Consider the following 12,429-nt stretch of genomic DNA (forward strand, 5'->3'; position numbering starts at 1 on the left):
TTCGTGCCAGGCGGTTAACCGAATTCGCATGTGAGTATCCGGCGAACGTGGCGGTATCCGGTGGACTAATCGTGGTTCGCTGCAACCCGCGAACACCCTACGTCAGAAGTGCTGAGCGAAATCGGTCAGTTCGGCCAGAATCTCGGCTGCTGCCGTCCGCGCTCTCGGCAGGTCCTCGGGGCCGTCGACCTGTTCGATCACTTCGAGGTACGCCTTGAGTTTGGGTTCGGTACCGGACGGTCGCACGATCACTCGCAACCCGGATCCGCTGATCTCGACTGCGTCGGTGCGTAATTCGTCGTCGCGCTGAGCGTAGTCCAGCACGGTGGCGGTGCGACCGGCCAGTTCTGTCGGCGGCGTACTGCGCAACCGATGCATCATGTTCCCGATATCGGCAAGATCCTGGACCCTGCGCGAGACCTGCGACCCCAGGTGCACGCCGAACTCGACCGCGAGGTCGTCGAGTACGTCGAGCAAGGTCCGGCGGTCCTGCTTCAGGCCGGCGGCCAGATCTGCCAGCACCACCGCGGCCGAGATGCCGTCCTTGTCGCGCACCACATTCGGATCGACGCAGTGACCGATCGCCTCTTCGTATGCGTACACGAGGCCCTCGCCGGCGCGGACCAACCACTTGAAGCCGGTCAGAGTGCGGGCGTAGCGGGCACCACGCGCCGGGGCGAGCGCCGAGAGCAGCTGCGAGGAGACAATGGTGTTGGCCACCAGCGGGTCGGACGGTGACGCGCTCAACAGGTGATTCGCCAGCAGGGCTCCGGTCTCGTCTCCGGTCAGCATCCGCCACCCGTCCGGCCCCGGAACTCCGACCGCACAGCGGTCGGCATCGGGATCGAGCGCGAGTGCGATATCGGCGTCGATCTCGGCCGCCAGCGCGAGCAACGCGTCGGCCGCGCCCGGTTCTTCGGGGTTGGGAAACGCGACGGTCGGGAACGCGGGATCTGGCTCGAACTGCTCCTCGACCACCCGAATGTCGCGGAACCCCGCACCGCGCAGTGCGGCGGTCGCGAGATCACCGCCGACACCGTGCAGGGGAGTCAGTGCGACGCGAATGTCTCGACGCGTCGAACGTGGCAGTGCGACAACGGAATCGAGATATCGTGCGGCGATGTCGGAGCCACCCGGCTGGACGATCGCGCGCGGAACGTCGATCGCGTCGGGAGTCGCCTCGATGAGTGCTTCGATCTCCGCGTCGCTCGGCGGGATCAATTGCGAGCCGCCGCGCAGGTACACTTTGTACCCGTTGTCCGCGGCGGGATTGTGCGACGCGGTGATCTGCACGCCGAGCTCGGCGTCGAGCGCCCGTACCGCGAAGGCGACGACGGGGGTCGGGAGCGGCCGAGGCAGCATTACCACGGAAAAGCCCTGGGCTGCGAAGGTTTCGGCGGCTGCGAAGGCGAACTGTTCGGAGCCGTTTCTGGCGTCGCGACCGACCACGATCGTGGACCCACCCAGGCCGTTCTGGATCAACCACGCCGCGATGCCGGCCGAGGTTCTCGTCACCACCGCCACGTTCATCCCGTTCGGTCCAGCGCGTACCGGGCCACGAAGGCCCGCGGTGCCGAACGTCAGGGGACCGCTGAACCTGTCGGCGAGTTCGGACTCGGGCAGGCCGTCGAGTTCCTCACGGGTAGCGGGGTCCGGATCGCCGGCGATCCATCGCTGTACCCGTTCGGAGAGTTCCTCGGTCACAGCCGGGAGACCAATTCGTGCAACAAGGCACCCATCCGGGCGGCGGAATCCTTACCGGCAGCGAGTACTTCGGTGTGATCGAGGTGCTCGCCGGTCATTCCGGCCGCGAGATTGGTGACCAGCGAGATGCCGAGGACCCGGGCGCCCTTCGCCCGTGCGGCGATCGTTTCGTGCACCGTCGACATGCCCACCAGATCCGCTCCGAGAGTGCGCAGCATCCTGATCTCGGCAGGCGTCTCGTAGTGGGGGCCGGGCAGACCGGCGTAGACGCCGTCCTCGAGCGTCGGATCGATCCGGGCTGCAAGAGCGCGAAGTTCGGGGGAGTACGCGTCGACCAGATCGACGAACTCGGCACCGACGAGAGGTGAACGTGCGGTGAGGTTGAGATGGTCGGAGATCAGGACGGGCTGCCCGACGCTCATTCCCTCGCGGATTCCACCCGCGGCGTTGGTGAGCACGACCGTCGTCGCACCTGCGGCGATCGCGGTACGAACCGGGTGCACGACGCGTCGCAGATCGTGACCCTCGTAGGCGTGCGTCCGGCCCTGCAGCAACAGCGTGTGGGTACCGGCGACGTCCACCGAGGTGATGGTGCCCGAGTGGCCCGATGCCGAGGGTGGTGCGAAACCGGGTAGGTCGGCCATGCGCACGGTCGCGGTGGGGGAGCCGAATACATCGGCGGCCGCCTGCCAGCCGGAGCCGAGCACGATGGCCACGGAATGGGTGTCGACTCCGGTTGCCGCGGCGAGGGCGTCGGCGGCGGTGCGCGCGGCCCCCTCGGGATCGGTCACGGGGTCGGTCTCATGCGCGTCGGTGGTTGCCACGGTCCACAACAGTAGGAGATCGACGCGATCGATGCGCGACCGACAGAGGTTGCCACCAGCAAGTTACCCCCGAGTAGTATCCGCTGCATGCCTTATCTCGAACGCGACGGTGACGTCCACATTCTCTTCCTCGGTGCCCAGGACGGCGCGAGCAATCCGGAGAACCGGTTTCACCCGGACTGGATCGACGCCACCCACGCGCTGCTCGACGAGGTCGAGGCGTCGACCGGTCCGGCGGCGCTGGTCACCACGTCGGCGGGCAAGTTCTACAGCAACGGTCTCGACACCGATTGGCTCTTCGCCAACCTGGACAAGATCACCTGGTACCTCGATCGCGTGCACACGCTGTACAGCCGGCTGCTCGCGTTCCCGATGTCCACCGTCGCTGCGGTGCAGGGGCATGCGTTCGGGGCGGGCGCAATGTTGGCCACGTCCCAGGACTTCCGCATCCAACGAGCCGATCGCGGTTTCTACTGCCTGCCCGAGGTCAACCTGAACATGCCGTTCACGGTCGGAATGTCCGCGCTGATCAACTCGCGTCTGCCCAAGCAGACCGCCGTCGACGCCATGACGACCGGACGACGCTACGGCGGTGCCGACGCAGTGGCTGCGGGAATCGTCGAGTCGACGGCTCCCGAAGAATCGCTGGTCTCCGACGCGGTCGCCAAGGCTGCAGCACTGACCAGCACTCGGGGGGCGAACCTGGCGGGGATCAAGAGCCGCATGCACGTGGATCTGCTGGCCGCGTTGAACACCGCGACCGACGACAGCAACTTCAGCTTCGGGAAGTAGCAGCCCCCGCCATCGGTGACAACTGGGCACAGCCGATCCGACTCTCGGCCGCGCTAGTGACACACTGTCTGTCGTGATCGACGAATCGAGCAGCGGTGCGGTGGGCACGGCGATGGACCGCGCCCTCTCCGCTGCCACGGACGAAGTGGTCGCGCTCTCGCACTCGATCCATGCAGAACCGGAGCTGGCGTTCGAGGAGCATCGCAGCGTCGCCAAGATTCTCGACACGCTCCGGGCCCACCACTTCGAGGTCGAATCGGGTGTTGCAGACCTGGACACCGCATTCACCGCGTCGTTCGGTAGCGGGGACCTGGTGATCGGGATCTGTGCGGAGTACGACGCCCTGCCCGAGATCGGCCATGCCTGTGGGCACAACATCATTGCAGGCTCTGCGGTGGGCGCGGCACTGGCTCTCGCTCCGGTAGCCGACGCTCTGGGCATCACCGTTCGCGTGCTCGGCACCCCGGCCGAGGAGACCGGCGGGGGCAAGGTGTTGATGCTCGAGCGTGGTGTGTTCGACGCCGTCGGCGCGGCGTTGATGGTCCACCCCGGCCCCTTCGACATCGTCGGAGCGACCTCGTTGGCCCTGGCCGACGTCGCGGTGAAGTTCACCGGCCGCGCCGCCCATGCCTCTGCAGCTCCGGAGTGGGGCATCAATGCCGGCGACGCGGTCACCATCAGCCAGGTAGCGCTGGGTCTGCTTCGTCAGCACCTGGCACCGGGTCAGCAGTTCCACGGCATCGTCAGCGACGGCGGAGCGGCCCCGAACATCGTTCCCGGCCATGCGGAGTTGCTCTACTACCTCCGTGCGAACACCACGGAGTCGCTCGCGACGCTGACGGCGAAAGCGTTCGCGTGCTTCGAGGCCGGTGCCCTCGCCACCGGATGTACTCACGAGGTACGGACGGTCTCGCCCACATACGCGGCGCTGACACCGGATCCGTGGCTGGTCGCGGCTTTCCGTCGAGAAATCGAAGCGCTGGGCCGATCGCCGTTGGCTCCGGATTTGGAAGGATTTCGCCCGTTGGGCAGCACAGATATGGGAAACGTGACGAATGTTCTACCCGGTATCCATCCCGTCATCGGGCTCGACGCAGGCGGAGCGGTGACGCATCAGCCGGAGTTCGCCGCTGCGTGCGTCACCGAGTCCGCCGACCGAGCACTCCACGACGGAGCCCTCGGTCTGGCCAGAACTGCCGCGCGGGCGGCAGCCGATCCCGACACCAGGGCCCGTCTGCTCGACGGTGTCAGCGCCCGATCGGCCGGGCGACTGTGAACCCTCGCGAGGCCGCGGTCGAGCAGTGGATCCAGTCCCACACGGCAGATCTCGCACTGTGGCGTCGGCACATCCACGCCAACCCGGAACTTGCTCGCCGCGAGTTCGGCACCACCGCATTCGTGGTCGAGCATCTCGAAGCCGCGGGGTTGTCGCCCAAGGTTCTTCCCGGCGGCACCGGGTTGATCTGCGACATAGGACCCGACGGGCCCCGAGTGGCGTTGCGCGCAGACATGGACGCACTTCCGCTGCAGGAGAACACCGGCGCGGCGTACTCGTCCACGGTGCCCGGCGTCTCGCACGCGTGCGGTCACGACGCGCACACCACGGTGTTGCTCGCGACCGGGCTCGCACTGGCGTCGCTTCCGAATCTGGAGTACGGCGTTCGGCTGATCTTCCAGCCCGCCGAAGAGGTCATGCCGGGGGGTGCGCTGGACGCGGTGGCGGCAGGAGCGCTCGACGGCGTCACCAAGATCTTTGCGCTGCACTGTGATCCGCGGCTGGAGGTGGGGCAGGTCGGTGTGCGCCTGGGCGCGATCACCTCTGCGGCCGATACCGTCGAGCTGCGCCTGGATTCGCCCGGCGGACACACGTCCCGGCCGCATCTGACCACCGATCTCATCTATGCGCTGGGCACCGTCATCACCGGCCTACCCGGAATGTTGAGCAGGCGGGTCGACCCGCGGACCAGCACGGTGATGGTGTGGGGAGCGGTGGTCGCGGGTCAGGCGCCCAACGCCATTCCGCAGACCGGCATGTTGACGGGCACCGTCCGTACCGGCGACCACGAGACGTGGGCGTTGCTCGAACCGTTGGTCCGCGAGATCGTCACGGGGCTGCTCGCGCCGACCGGGGTCCGCTTCGAGCTGCATTACCGTCGCGGCGTACCGCCGGTGGTCAACGATCCGGTGTCCACGCACACCTTCGAGAAGGCGATCGGCCGGGTCGGACCCGGCGCATTGGCCGATACCGCGCAGTCCGGCGGCGGCGAGGATTTCTCGTGGTACCTCGAGCGGGTGCCGGGGGCGATGGCTCGGCTGGGAGTCTGGCCCGGTACCGGCCCGCAACTCGACATCCACCAGCCCACGTTCGATCTCGACGAGCGAGCACTGGCCGTGGGTGTGAAGGTGATGACCGGAATCGCACTGGATCCGAACTAGAGGTAGGACACGATATGGCCTTCGAGATTTCGGCGATCGGAACCGTTCGGACGGATCGCGCCGAGGTGGTGGACGACAACTGGGGTTCGGTCGAGTCCGTCATCGACCTCCACGACAGCGTCCTCGACGCCGACGCGACCCTCGGTCTCACCGAGTTCTCGCACCTCGAGGTGGTCTACGGCTTCCACCGCTGTGATCCGGCCGCGACCACCACCGGCTCACGTCACCCTCGCGGCGACACGACGCTTCCTCGGGTGGGCGTTCTCGCGCAGCGCGTCAAGGACCGGCCCAACCACCTCGGTGTATCGCGCTGCGAAATCGTCCACGTCGACGGCCTGCACGTGCGGGTGCGCGGGCTCGACGCGATCGACGGCTCACCCGTGTTCGACGTCAAGCCGTTTCTGCAGTCCATGGTTCCCGACCGCGCAGCCGTCGCGGAACCGACGTGGGTGGCGTCGGTCATGAAGAACTACTTCTGACCTGTCCGTCGACCTACGAGGACGTACCGGGACCGACGTTTCGACTGTTGCGCGTTCGGAGGTCTCGCACGTATTCGGGTGGGGCACCGGCAATTTCGGCTGCCTCCGCCATGACCCCGAGATAGCGCGCCGACGGCAGGCCGCCCTCGTAGGCGTCGAGCACGTACATCCACGCCAGCACCGGCTCGCCGCCGGTCTCGATGCGCAATCGGATCTTGCGGTGAATGCCGAGTTCGGAGCCCTCCCAGCGGTCCAGGCTCTCTTCGTCCTCGTCGGATACGTCGTAGAGCACGACGAAAACCTGCGAATCGGGGTCCTCGACGACCGTTGCCAGTGCGCCTTCCCAGCCGATGTCGCCGCCGCCGAAGGTCAATCGCCACCCGTGCAGCCACCCGGTACCCGACAGGGGTGAGTGCGGGCATCGCTGCAACATCTGCTCCGGATGCATGTTCGATCCGTAGGCGGCATAAATTGGCACGTCGGCCAGCCTAAACCGTATCGGGGCCCGTTGACGCGTCGTGGTCTCGTTTCGGTGAGTCGTCGCAGGTCCGCCCCCTTGGCGGGCGACCGAAGCCTGCCCTACCGACGCGCCGAGGCGGCGTCTGGAATACCGTTGAGGTGACAGGGCGACAGAATTTCGAGCACGCGAGAAGAGGATCAATGACCCGGATTGTGATCATCGGTGGTGGTCCGGCAGGGTACGAAGCAGCATTGGTGGCCGCCCAACACGGCGGAGAGGTGACGCTGGTCGATTCGGACGGGATCGGCGGTGCCTGCGTTCTCTGGGACTGCGTGCCGTCGAAGACGTTCATCGCCTCGACCGGCATTCGCACCGAGATGCGTCGAGCCAGCGACCTGGGCATCTCTCTCGACCCGTCGCAGGCAGCTGTCGCGCTACCGAAAATTCACGACCGCGTGAAGAGCCTCGCGCAGGCCCAGTCCTCCGACATCGCCCATCGCGTCACCACGGTCGGCGTTCAGCTGCTGGCCGGGCGCGCTGAGATGATCGACTCGCACGTCGGGATGGCCTCGCATCAGATCAAGGCGGTGCTCGCCGACGGCGAGGAGCGCATCCTCGATGCCGATGTCGTGCTCATCGCAACCGGAGCTCGCCCCCGCGTGGTCAAGGGGGCCGAACCCGACGGCGAACGCATCCTCAACTGGCGTCAGCTCTACGACCTCGACGCCCTCCCCGACCACCTGGTGGTCGTCGGATCCGGTGTGACCGGTGCCGAGTTCGTTTCTGCCTATACCGAGATGGGGGTCAAGGTCACTGCGGTCTCGAGCCGTGACCGCGTGCTTCCGCACGAGGACGAGGATGCCGCTCTGGTCCTCGAGGATGCGTTCAACGAGCGCGGCGTCACCCTCGTCAAGCATGCCCGCGCCGATTCTGTCGTCCGCACCGACGACGGAGTTCTCGTCACCCTCTCGGACGGCCGCACCGTCGAAGGCAGTCATGCGCTGATGACCGTCGGATCGGTGCCCAACACGTCCGGTCTGGGCCTCGAGAAGGTCGGTATCGAGCTCGACAAGGGCGGCTACCTGCGGGTGGACCGCGTCTCGCGTACCGCGGTAGCAGGCATCTACGCTGCCGGTGACTGCACCGGTCTATTGCCACTGGCCTCGGTCGCGGCGATGCAGGGACGCATCGCGATGTACCACGCACTGGGACAGGCAGTCAGCCCGATCAAACTCAAGACGGTGGCCTCGGCAGTGTTCACTCGGCCCGAGATCGCGTCGGTGGGTGTCGCGCAGACCGCGATCGACGCCGGTGACGTACCGGCGCGCGTGGTGATGCTGCCACTGACCACCAACCCGCGAGCTAAGATGAGTGGGCTCAAGCGTGGTTTCGTGAAGATCTTCTGTCGTCCGGCCACGGGCGTCGTGATCGGTGGTGTCGTGGTCGCCCCGAGTGCATCGGAGCTGATTCTGCCGATCGCGATGGCGGTGCAGAACAACCTCTCGGTGAACGATCTGGCCAACACGTTCTCGGTGTACCCGTCGCTGTCCGGTTCGGTGATCGAGGCTGCGCGTCAGTTGATGGCACACGACGATCTGGACTGATCTCATCATGTGAGAATTACATTTCATATCTCGGGCACTCGTGAGACAGTCGAAGGAGCGGACACACCCGTCCGCTCCTTCTTCGACTCAGCGGATCCGCGGGCCGTTCTCCCATTCCTGCTGCCCCGGAGTCTTTCTCATGTTCGCTACGTACCCTCCCGCCGGCTTGGCCAGGCGCACCGAATCACTCTCCAGCTCAGCCATCCGTGATCTCCTTGCCCTCACTGCACGCGACGACGTCATCAGCCTGGCCGGCGGGCTGCCGGCCACGGACCTGATCCCGATCGACCGCATCGCGGCTGCAGCCGAGGCGGTGTTGCGGACCCCGGATGCTGTCCAATACTGCGAGACCGCCGGTCATCGCACGCTGCGCGAGGTGATCGCGGCGCGGGAGAGTGTCGAGCGCGGGGGAGTGAGCGTTCCGACGGACACCGTCGTCGTCACGCATGGATCGCAGCAGGCGCTGACGCTGCTCGCCCAGGCGTTGATCGACCCAGGCGCCGTTGTCGTCGTGGACGAGCCTGCCTACACCGGTGCGCTGCAGGTCTTCTCGATTGCCGAAGCGCGCATCGAGGCCGTTCCCATCACCGAAACGGGAATGGACACCGACGAACTCGACCGCAGACTGACGGCAGGGTTACGGCCCACGCTGGTTCACACCGTCGCGAACTTCCACAATCCGCGTGGCGTCACGATGAGCGAGCAGCGTCGACGCCACCTCGCGGCGCTCGCGGATCGCTACGGATTCTGGGTTGTCGAGGACGACCCGTACGGCGAGATCTGTTTCGCAGCAACCGATCCCGCTGATGGACGCGGCACTCCGCCGCCGCCGATAGCGTGCTTCGGCGATCGCGTCATCCGGTTGTCGAGCGCCTCGAAGATTCTGGCCCCGACGCTACGGGTGGGCTGGTTCGTCGCCCCGCCCGCCGTGTGTGCGGCCGTCGAGCTCCTCAAACAGGGTGCCGATCTGTGCGGTTCCTCGATGACGCAGCTCATGACCGCGGACATGCTCGGCGATACCGGCTGGCTGGCCGTGCACCTGGGCACACTGCGTCGCGAGTATGCCTGCCGTGCAACCGCACTGACGGACGCACTCGATGCCGAGTTCGCGGGTCTGCTCACGGTCTCGCGTCCGACGGGTGGAATGTTCGCCTGGGCCACCTTCGAGGACGGGACCGACACGACCGCGTTGCTTCAGGTTGCACTGCAGCACGGGGTCGCGTTCGTGCCCGGCACAGCATTCGGTTCGGATTCGCGCTACCGGCACTCGCTCCGGTTGAGCTTCGCCGGCTCGACCCCGACCGTGTTGGCGGATGCAGTGCGACGATTGGGTGCCGCGCACTCGGCTTCGGCCCGGGGACTCTGAACCCAGTTCTCCAACCACTGCAGGTTCTGCGCTCGAACGACCCGGGGCGGTAGCCTGACGTGCAAGCAGTGCGGGGATTTTCGACGGAGAGGGAGCGCCCAGTGAGCAACCGATCGAACACGAAGTTCCTCGGACCCGTTCAGCGGGTGGAAGCGTGGGACCAACTCGGATCGGAACAATTCGACGTGGTGGTCGTGGGCGGTGGCGTCGTCGGCTCCGGTGCGGCCCTCGACGCGGCGACTCGGGGTCTGAAGGTGGCTCTGGTCGAGGCGCGTGATTACGCGTCGGGCACGTCGTCTCGCTCGTCGAAGATGTTCCACGGCGGGCTCCGCTACCTCGAGCAGCTCGAGTTCGGGCTCGTGCGCGAGGCGTTGCACGAACGCGAACTCTCGTTGTCCACACTTGCACCGCACTTGGTCAAGCCTCTGAAATTCCTGTTTCCGCTCACCCATCGCCTGTGGGAGCGCCCGTACATCGCCGCAGGTATCTTCCTGTACGACCGCATGGGCGGGGCCAAATCGGTGCCGCAGCAGAAGCATCTGACGCGTTCCGGTGCGCTCCGGATGTCCCCCGGTCTGAAACGAAAGTCGCTGATCGGCGGAATTCGCTACTACGACACCGTCGTCGACGACGCCCGGCACACGATGACCGTCGCCAGAACGGCCGCCCACTACGGCGCGGTGGTGCGTACGTCCACGCAGGTCGTCGGGTTTCTTCGTGAGGCGGATCGGGTGTCCGGTGTGCGCGTGCGTGATTCGGAAACCGGTGCTACCACCGAGGTGCGGGCACACGTGGTGATCAACGCCACCGGAGTGTGGACCGACGAAATTCAATCGTTGTCCAACATGCGCGGACGGTTCCGGGTGCGCGCCTCGAAGGGCGTGCACATCGTGGTGCCCCGCGATCGGATCGTCAGTGAGGCCGCGATCATTCTGCGCACCGAGAAATCGGTGTTGTTCATCATTCCGTGGGGTGCGCACTGGATCATCGGTACCACCGACACCGACTGGAACCTCGACCTCGCGCACCCGGCGGCCACCAAAGCCGACATCGACTACATCCTGGGCGAGGTCAACTCGGTGCTCGTCACGGCATTGACGCACGAGGACATCGACGGTGTCTACGCGGGCCTACGGCCACTGCTCGCCGGTGAGAACGACGAAACCTCCAAGCTTTCGCGCGAGCACGCGGTCGCTCGGGTGGCACCGGGACTCATCGCCATCGCCGGTGGTAAATACACGACCTACCGAGTGATGGCGGAGGACGCCGTCGATCTCGCGGCCGAGGACATCCCGGTACGAGTGGCGTCCTCGATCACCGAGAAGGTGCCACTGGTCGGTGCCGACGGTTACTTCGCGCTGGTCAATCAGGCACCTCACTTGGGCGACATGTACAACCTGCATCCCCATCGGGTGACGCATCTGCTCGACCGATACGGCTCGTTGATCGACGAGGTGCTGGCGATGGCGGACGGCAAACCCGAACTGCTGCAACCACTCACCGATGCGCCGGCCTACCTCCAGGTCGAGGTGGTCTATGCGGCTGCGGCGGAGGGCGCATTGCATCTCGAGGACGTGCTGTCGCGTCGAACTCGTATCTCGATCGAGTACTCGCATCGCGGGATGAACTGTGCGGGTCAGGTGGCGGCGTTGATAGCGCTGATCCTGGGGTGGGACGAGGCCACGGTCGATCGTGAAGTCGAGACGTACCGCGCCCGCGTCGAAGCCGAGATCGAATCGCAGCGCCAGCCCGACGACGAATCGGCGGACGCTCTGCGCGTCGTCGCTCCGGAGGCCCGGCAGGAAATTCTGGAACCGGTTCGGACGATCTAGCGCGTTCGGACCAGCGTTCGAGGTGCGTGAGCTGCGGTAGCGCCGGAGACAGCCATGACCAGCAGGGTGATTAGTGCCAATGTCAACATGGGTTCCATGGTGAACGGCGATTCTGTGAGCAGGCTGTATCTCGGCTGACAAGACGCCGTCAGATGTGCGCGGGTTGGCAGTGCGGGCAGTGGTAGATCTGCCGTTCCTCGAGTGGATTGTCTCCGATCAGTCCGAACTCGATGGTGGTACCGCACCGTCGACACGGCTTGTTCTCGCGGCCGTACACCCAGAAATGTCGTCCGGGACGCCGATCCCCGGTGGTGACGCGTTGGTTGCGGTCCTTGTTGGCCATGATCAGTCGATAGGACAGGTCGATCGTCTTCTTCAGGTCACCGGCTTCGCCGACCGGCGTGCGGGGATCGACTCCGCGAAGGAAGCAGATCTCGTTGCGGTAGACGTTACCGAGGCCGGCGATGTTGCGTTGATCGAGAAGCGCGAGCCCGATCGGCCGAGCCGGATCCGACTCCAGATTGGTGAGGGCGATGTCCGGTTCCCAGTCGGGTCCGAGTAGATCCGGTCCGAGATAGCCGACAGCGTCGTCCTCGTTCTCGAGGATCTCCAGTACGCCCAGCTCGAATCCGATGGCCTGCGCCTTCTCGGTGTTCAGAATTATTCGAGCTTGGAAGGCCGGACGACGCCAGCGAGCCCCCAGCGCATAGACGTGCCAGGTGCCTTCCATCTTCAGGTGCGAGTGGATCGAGTAGCCGCCCACTCTGATCAGCAGGTGTTTGCCCCTCGAAGAGACGGACTCGACCGTTTCGCCGGTGAAGTCCACTGTGGCGTAACGGGGTACACGAATGTCGCAGGCAGTGAGCTGCTGGCCCTCGAGCGCTGCCCGCAGAGTGTTGGCGGCGCGCCAGACGGTATCGCCCTCGGGCATG

Annotated in this window: 11 protein-coding genes; 7 read left to right on the plus strand and 4 right to left on the minus strand. The window is 66.0% G+C overall.

All coding sequences use genetic code 11. The features are described 5' to 3' along the window. Positions 1 to 102: 102 nt before the first annotated feature. The gene (locus tag ACIGGF_RS21615) at positions 103 to 1,704 is read right to left on the minus strand and encodes a phospho-sugar mutase (protein WP_397523211.1); all 1,602 of its coding nucleotides are present in this window, start codon (positions 1,702 to 1,704) and stop codon (positions 103 to 105) included. Then, complete coding sequence (locus ACIGGF_RS21620) at positions 1,701 to 2,495, minus strand: purine-nucleoside phosphorylase (RefSeq protein ID WP_397523260.1); 795 nt, start codon at positions 2,493 to 2,495, stop codon at positions 1,701 to 1,703. The genes ACIGGF_RS21615 and ACIGGF_RS21620 overlap by 4 nt, the downstream gene beginning before the upstream one ends. Before the next feature lie 120 nt (positions 2,496 to 2,615). Here ACIGGF_RS21620 and ACIGGF_RS21625 point away from each other — a divergent pair, with 120 nt between their 5' ends. The 4 genes from ACIGGF_RS21625 (at position 2,616) to ACIGGF_RS21640 (ending at position 6,235) form a co-directional block, all read left to right on the plus strand. Next, complete coding sequence (locus ACIGGF_RS21625) at positions 2,616 to 3,320, plus strand: enoyl-CoA hydratase-related protein (protein WP_397523212.1); 705 nt, start codon at positions 2,616 to 2,618, stop codon at positions 3,318 to 3,320. Between the two features lie 112 nt (positions 3,321 to 3,432). Beyond that, a complete protein-coding gene (locus tag ACIGGF_RS21630) occupies positions 3,433 to 4,596 on the plus strand; it encodes a M20 family metallopeptidase (protein ID WP_397523261.1) in 1,164 nt (387 codons plus the stop codon). Then, complete coding sequence (locus ACIGGF_RS21635; protein ID WP_397523213.1) at positions 4,593 to 5,756, plus strand: M20 family metallopeptidase; 1,164 nt, start codon at positions 4,593 to 4,595, stop codon at positions 5,754 to 5,756. Before ACIGGF_RS21630 ends, ACIGGF_RS21635 begins: the two co-directional genes overlap by 4 nt. Positions 5,757 to 5,770: 14 nt before the next feature. Then, entirely contained in the window at positions 5,771 to 6,235 is a 465-nt protein-coding gene (locus ACIGGF_RS21640; RefSeq protein ID WP_397523214.1) for a TrmO family methyltransferase, read from the plus strand. A 13-nt stretch (positions 6,236 to 6,248) separates the two neighbouring features. On the opposite strand, the gene ACIGGF_RS21645 is transcribed toward ACIGGF_RS21640, so the two are convergent. After that, positions 6,249 to 6,713, minus strand: coding sequence for a gamma-glutamylcyclotransferase (locus tag ACIGGF_RS21645; RefSeq protein ID WP_397523215.1), 465 nt, complete (start codon positions 6,711 to 6,713; stop codon positions 6,249 to 6,251). A gap of 182 nt (positions 6,714 to 6,895) precedes the next feature. Between ACIGGF_RS21645 and ACIGGF_RS21650 the strand changes: the two genes are divergently transcribed. From ACIGGF_RS21650 to glpD, 3 genes are all read left to right on the plus strand, one after another. Next, positions 6,896 to 8,299, plus strand: a complete 1,404-nt coding sequence (locus ACIGGF_RS21650; protein ID WP_397523216.1) for an NAD(P)H-quinone dehydrogenase — start codon at positions 6,896 to 6,898, stop codon at positions 8,297 to 8,299. 139 nt (positions 8,300 to 8,438) lie between these two features. Continuing rightward, a complete protein-coding gene (locus ACIGGF_RS21655) occupies positions 8,439 to 9,665 on the plus strand; it encodes a PLP-dependent aminotransferase family protein (RefSeq protein WP_397523217.1) in 1,227 nt (408 codons plus the stop codon). Between the two features lie 101 nt (positions 9,666 to 9,766). Then, the gene (gene glpD / locus ACIGGF_RS21660; RefSeq protein WP_397523218.1) at positions 9,767 to 11,497 is read left to right on the plus strand and encodes a glycerol-3-phosphate dehydrogenase; all 1,731 of its coding nucleotides are present in this window, start codon (positions 9,767 to 9,769) and stop codon (positions 11,495 to 11,497) included. A 148-nt stretch (positions 11,498 to 11,645) separates the two neighbouring features. On the opposite strand, the gene ACIGGF_RS21665 is transcribed toward glpD, so the two are convergent. Beyond that, a complete protein-coding gene (locus tag ACIGGF_RS21665; RefSeq protein WP_397523219.1) occupies positions 11,646 to 12,428 on the minus strand; it encodes a DNA-formamidopyrimidine glycosylase family protein in 783 nt (260 codons plus the stop codon). Position 12,429 lies beyond the last annotated feature (1 nt).

Origin of the sequence: Rhodococcus sp. NPDC078407 (assembly GCF_044542515.1) — a bacterium.
Taxonomy (GTDB): domain Bacteria; phylum Actinomycetota; class Actinomycetes; order Mycobacteriales; family Mycobacteriaceae; genus Rhodococcoides.

Excerpts from the sequence above, each read along its gene's own strand:
- ACIGGF_RS21625 (WP_397523212.1), top strand. The coding sequence starts at position 2,616 with ATGCCTTATCTCGAACGCGACGGTGACGTCCACATTCTCTTCCTCGGT.
- ACIGGF_RS21655 (WP_397523217.1), top strand. The coding sequence starts at position 8,439 with ATGTTCGCTACGTACCCTCCCGCCGGCTTGGCCAGGCGCACCGAATCA.
- ACIGGF_RS21665 (WP_397523219.1), bottom strand. The coding sequence starts at position 12,428 with ATGCCCGAGGGCGATACCGTCTGGCGCGCCGCCAACACTCTGCGGGCA.
- ACIGGF_RS21650 (WP_397523216.1), top strand. The coding sequence starts at position 6,896 with ATGACCCGGATTGTGATCATCGGTGGTGGTCCGGCAGGGTACGAAGCA.
- ACIGGF_RS21640 (WP_397523214.1), top strand. The coding sequence starts at position 5,771 with ATGGCCTTCGAGATTTCGGCGATCGGAACCGTTCGGACGGATCGCGCC.
- ACIGGF_RS21630 (WP_397523261.1), top strand. The coding sequence starts at position 3,433 with ATGGACCGCGCCCTCTCCGCTGCCACGGACGAAGTGGTCGCGCTCTCG.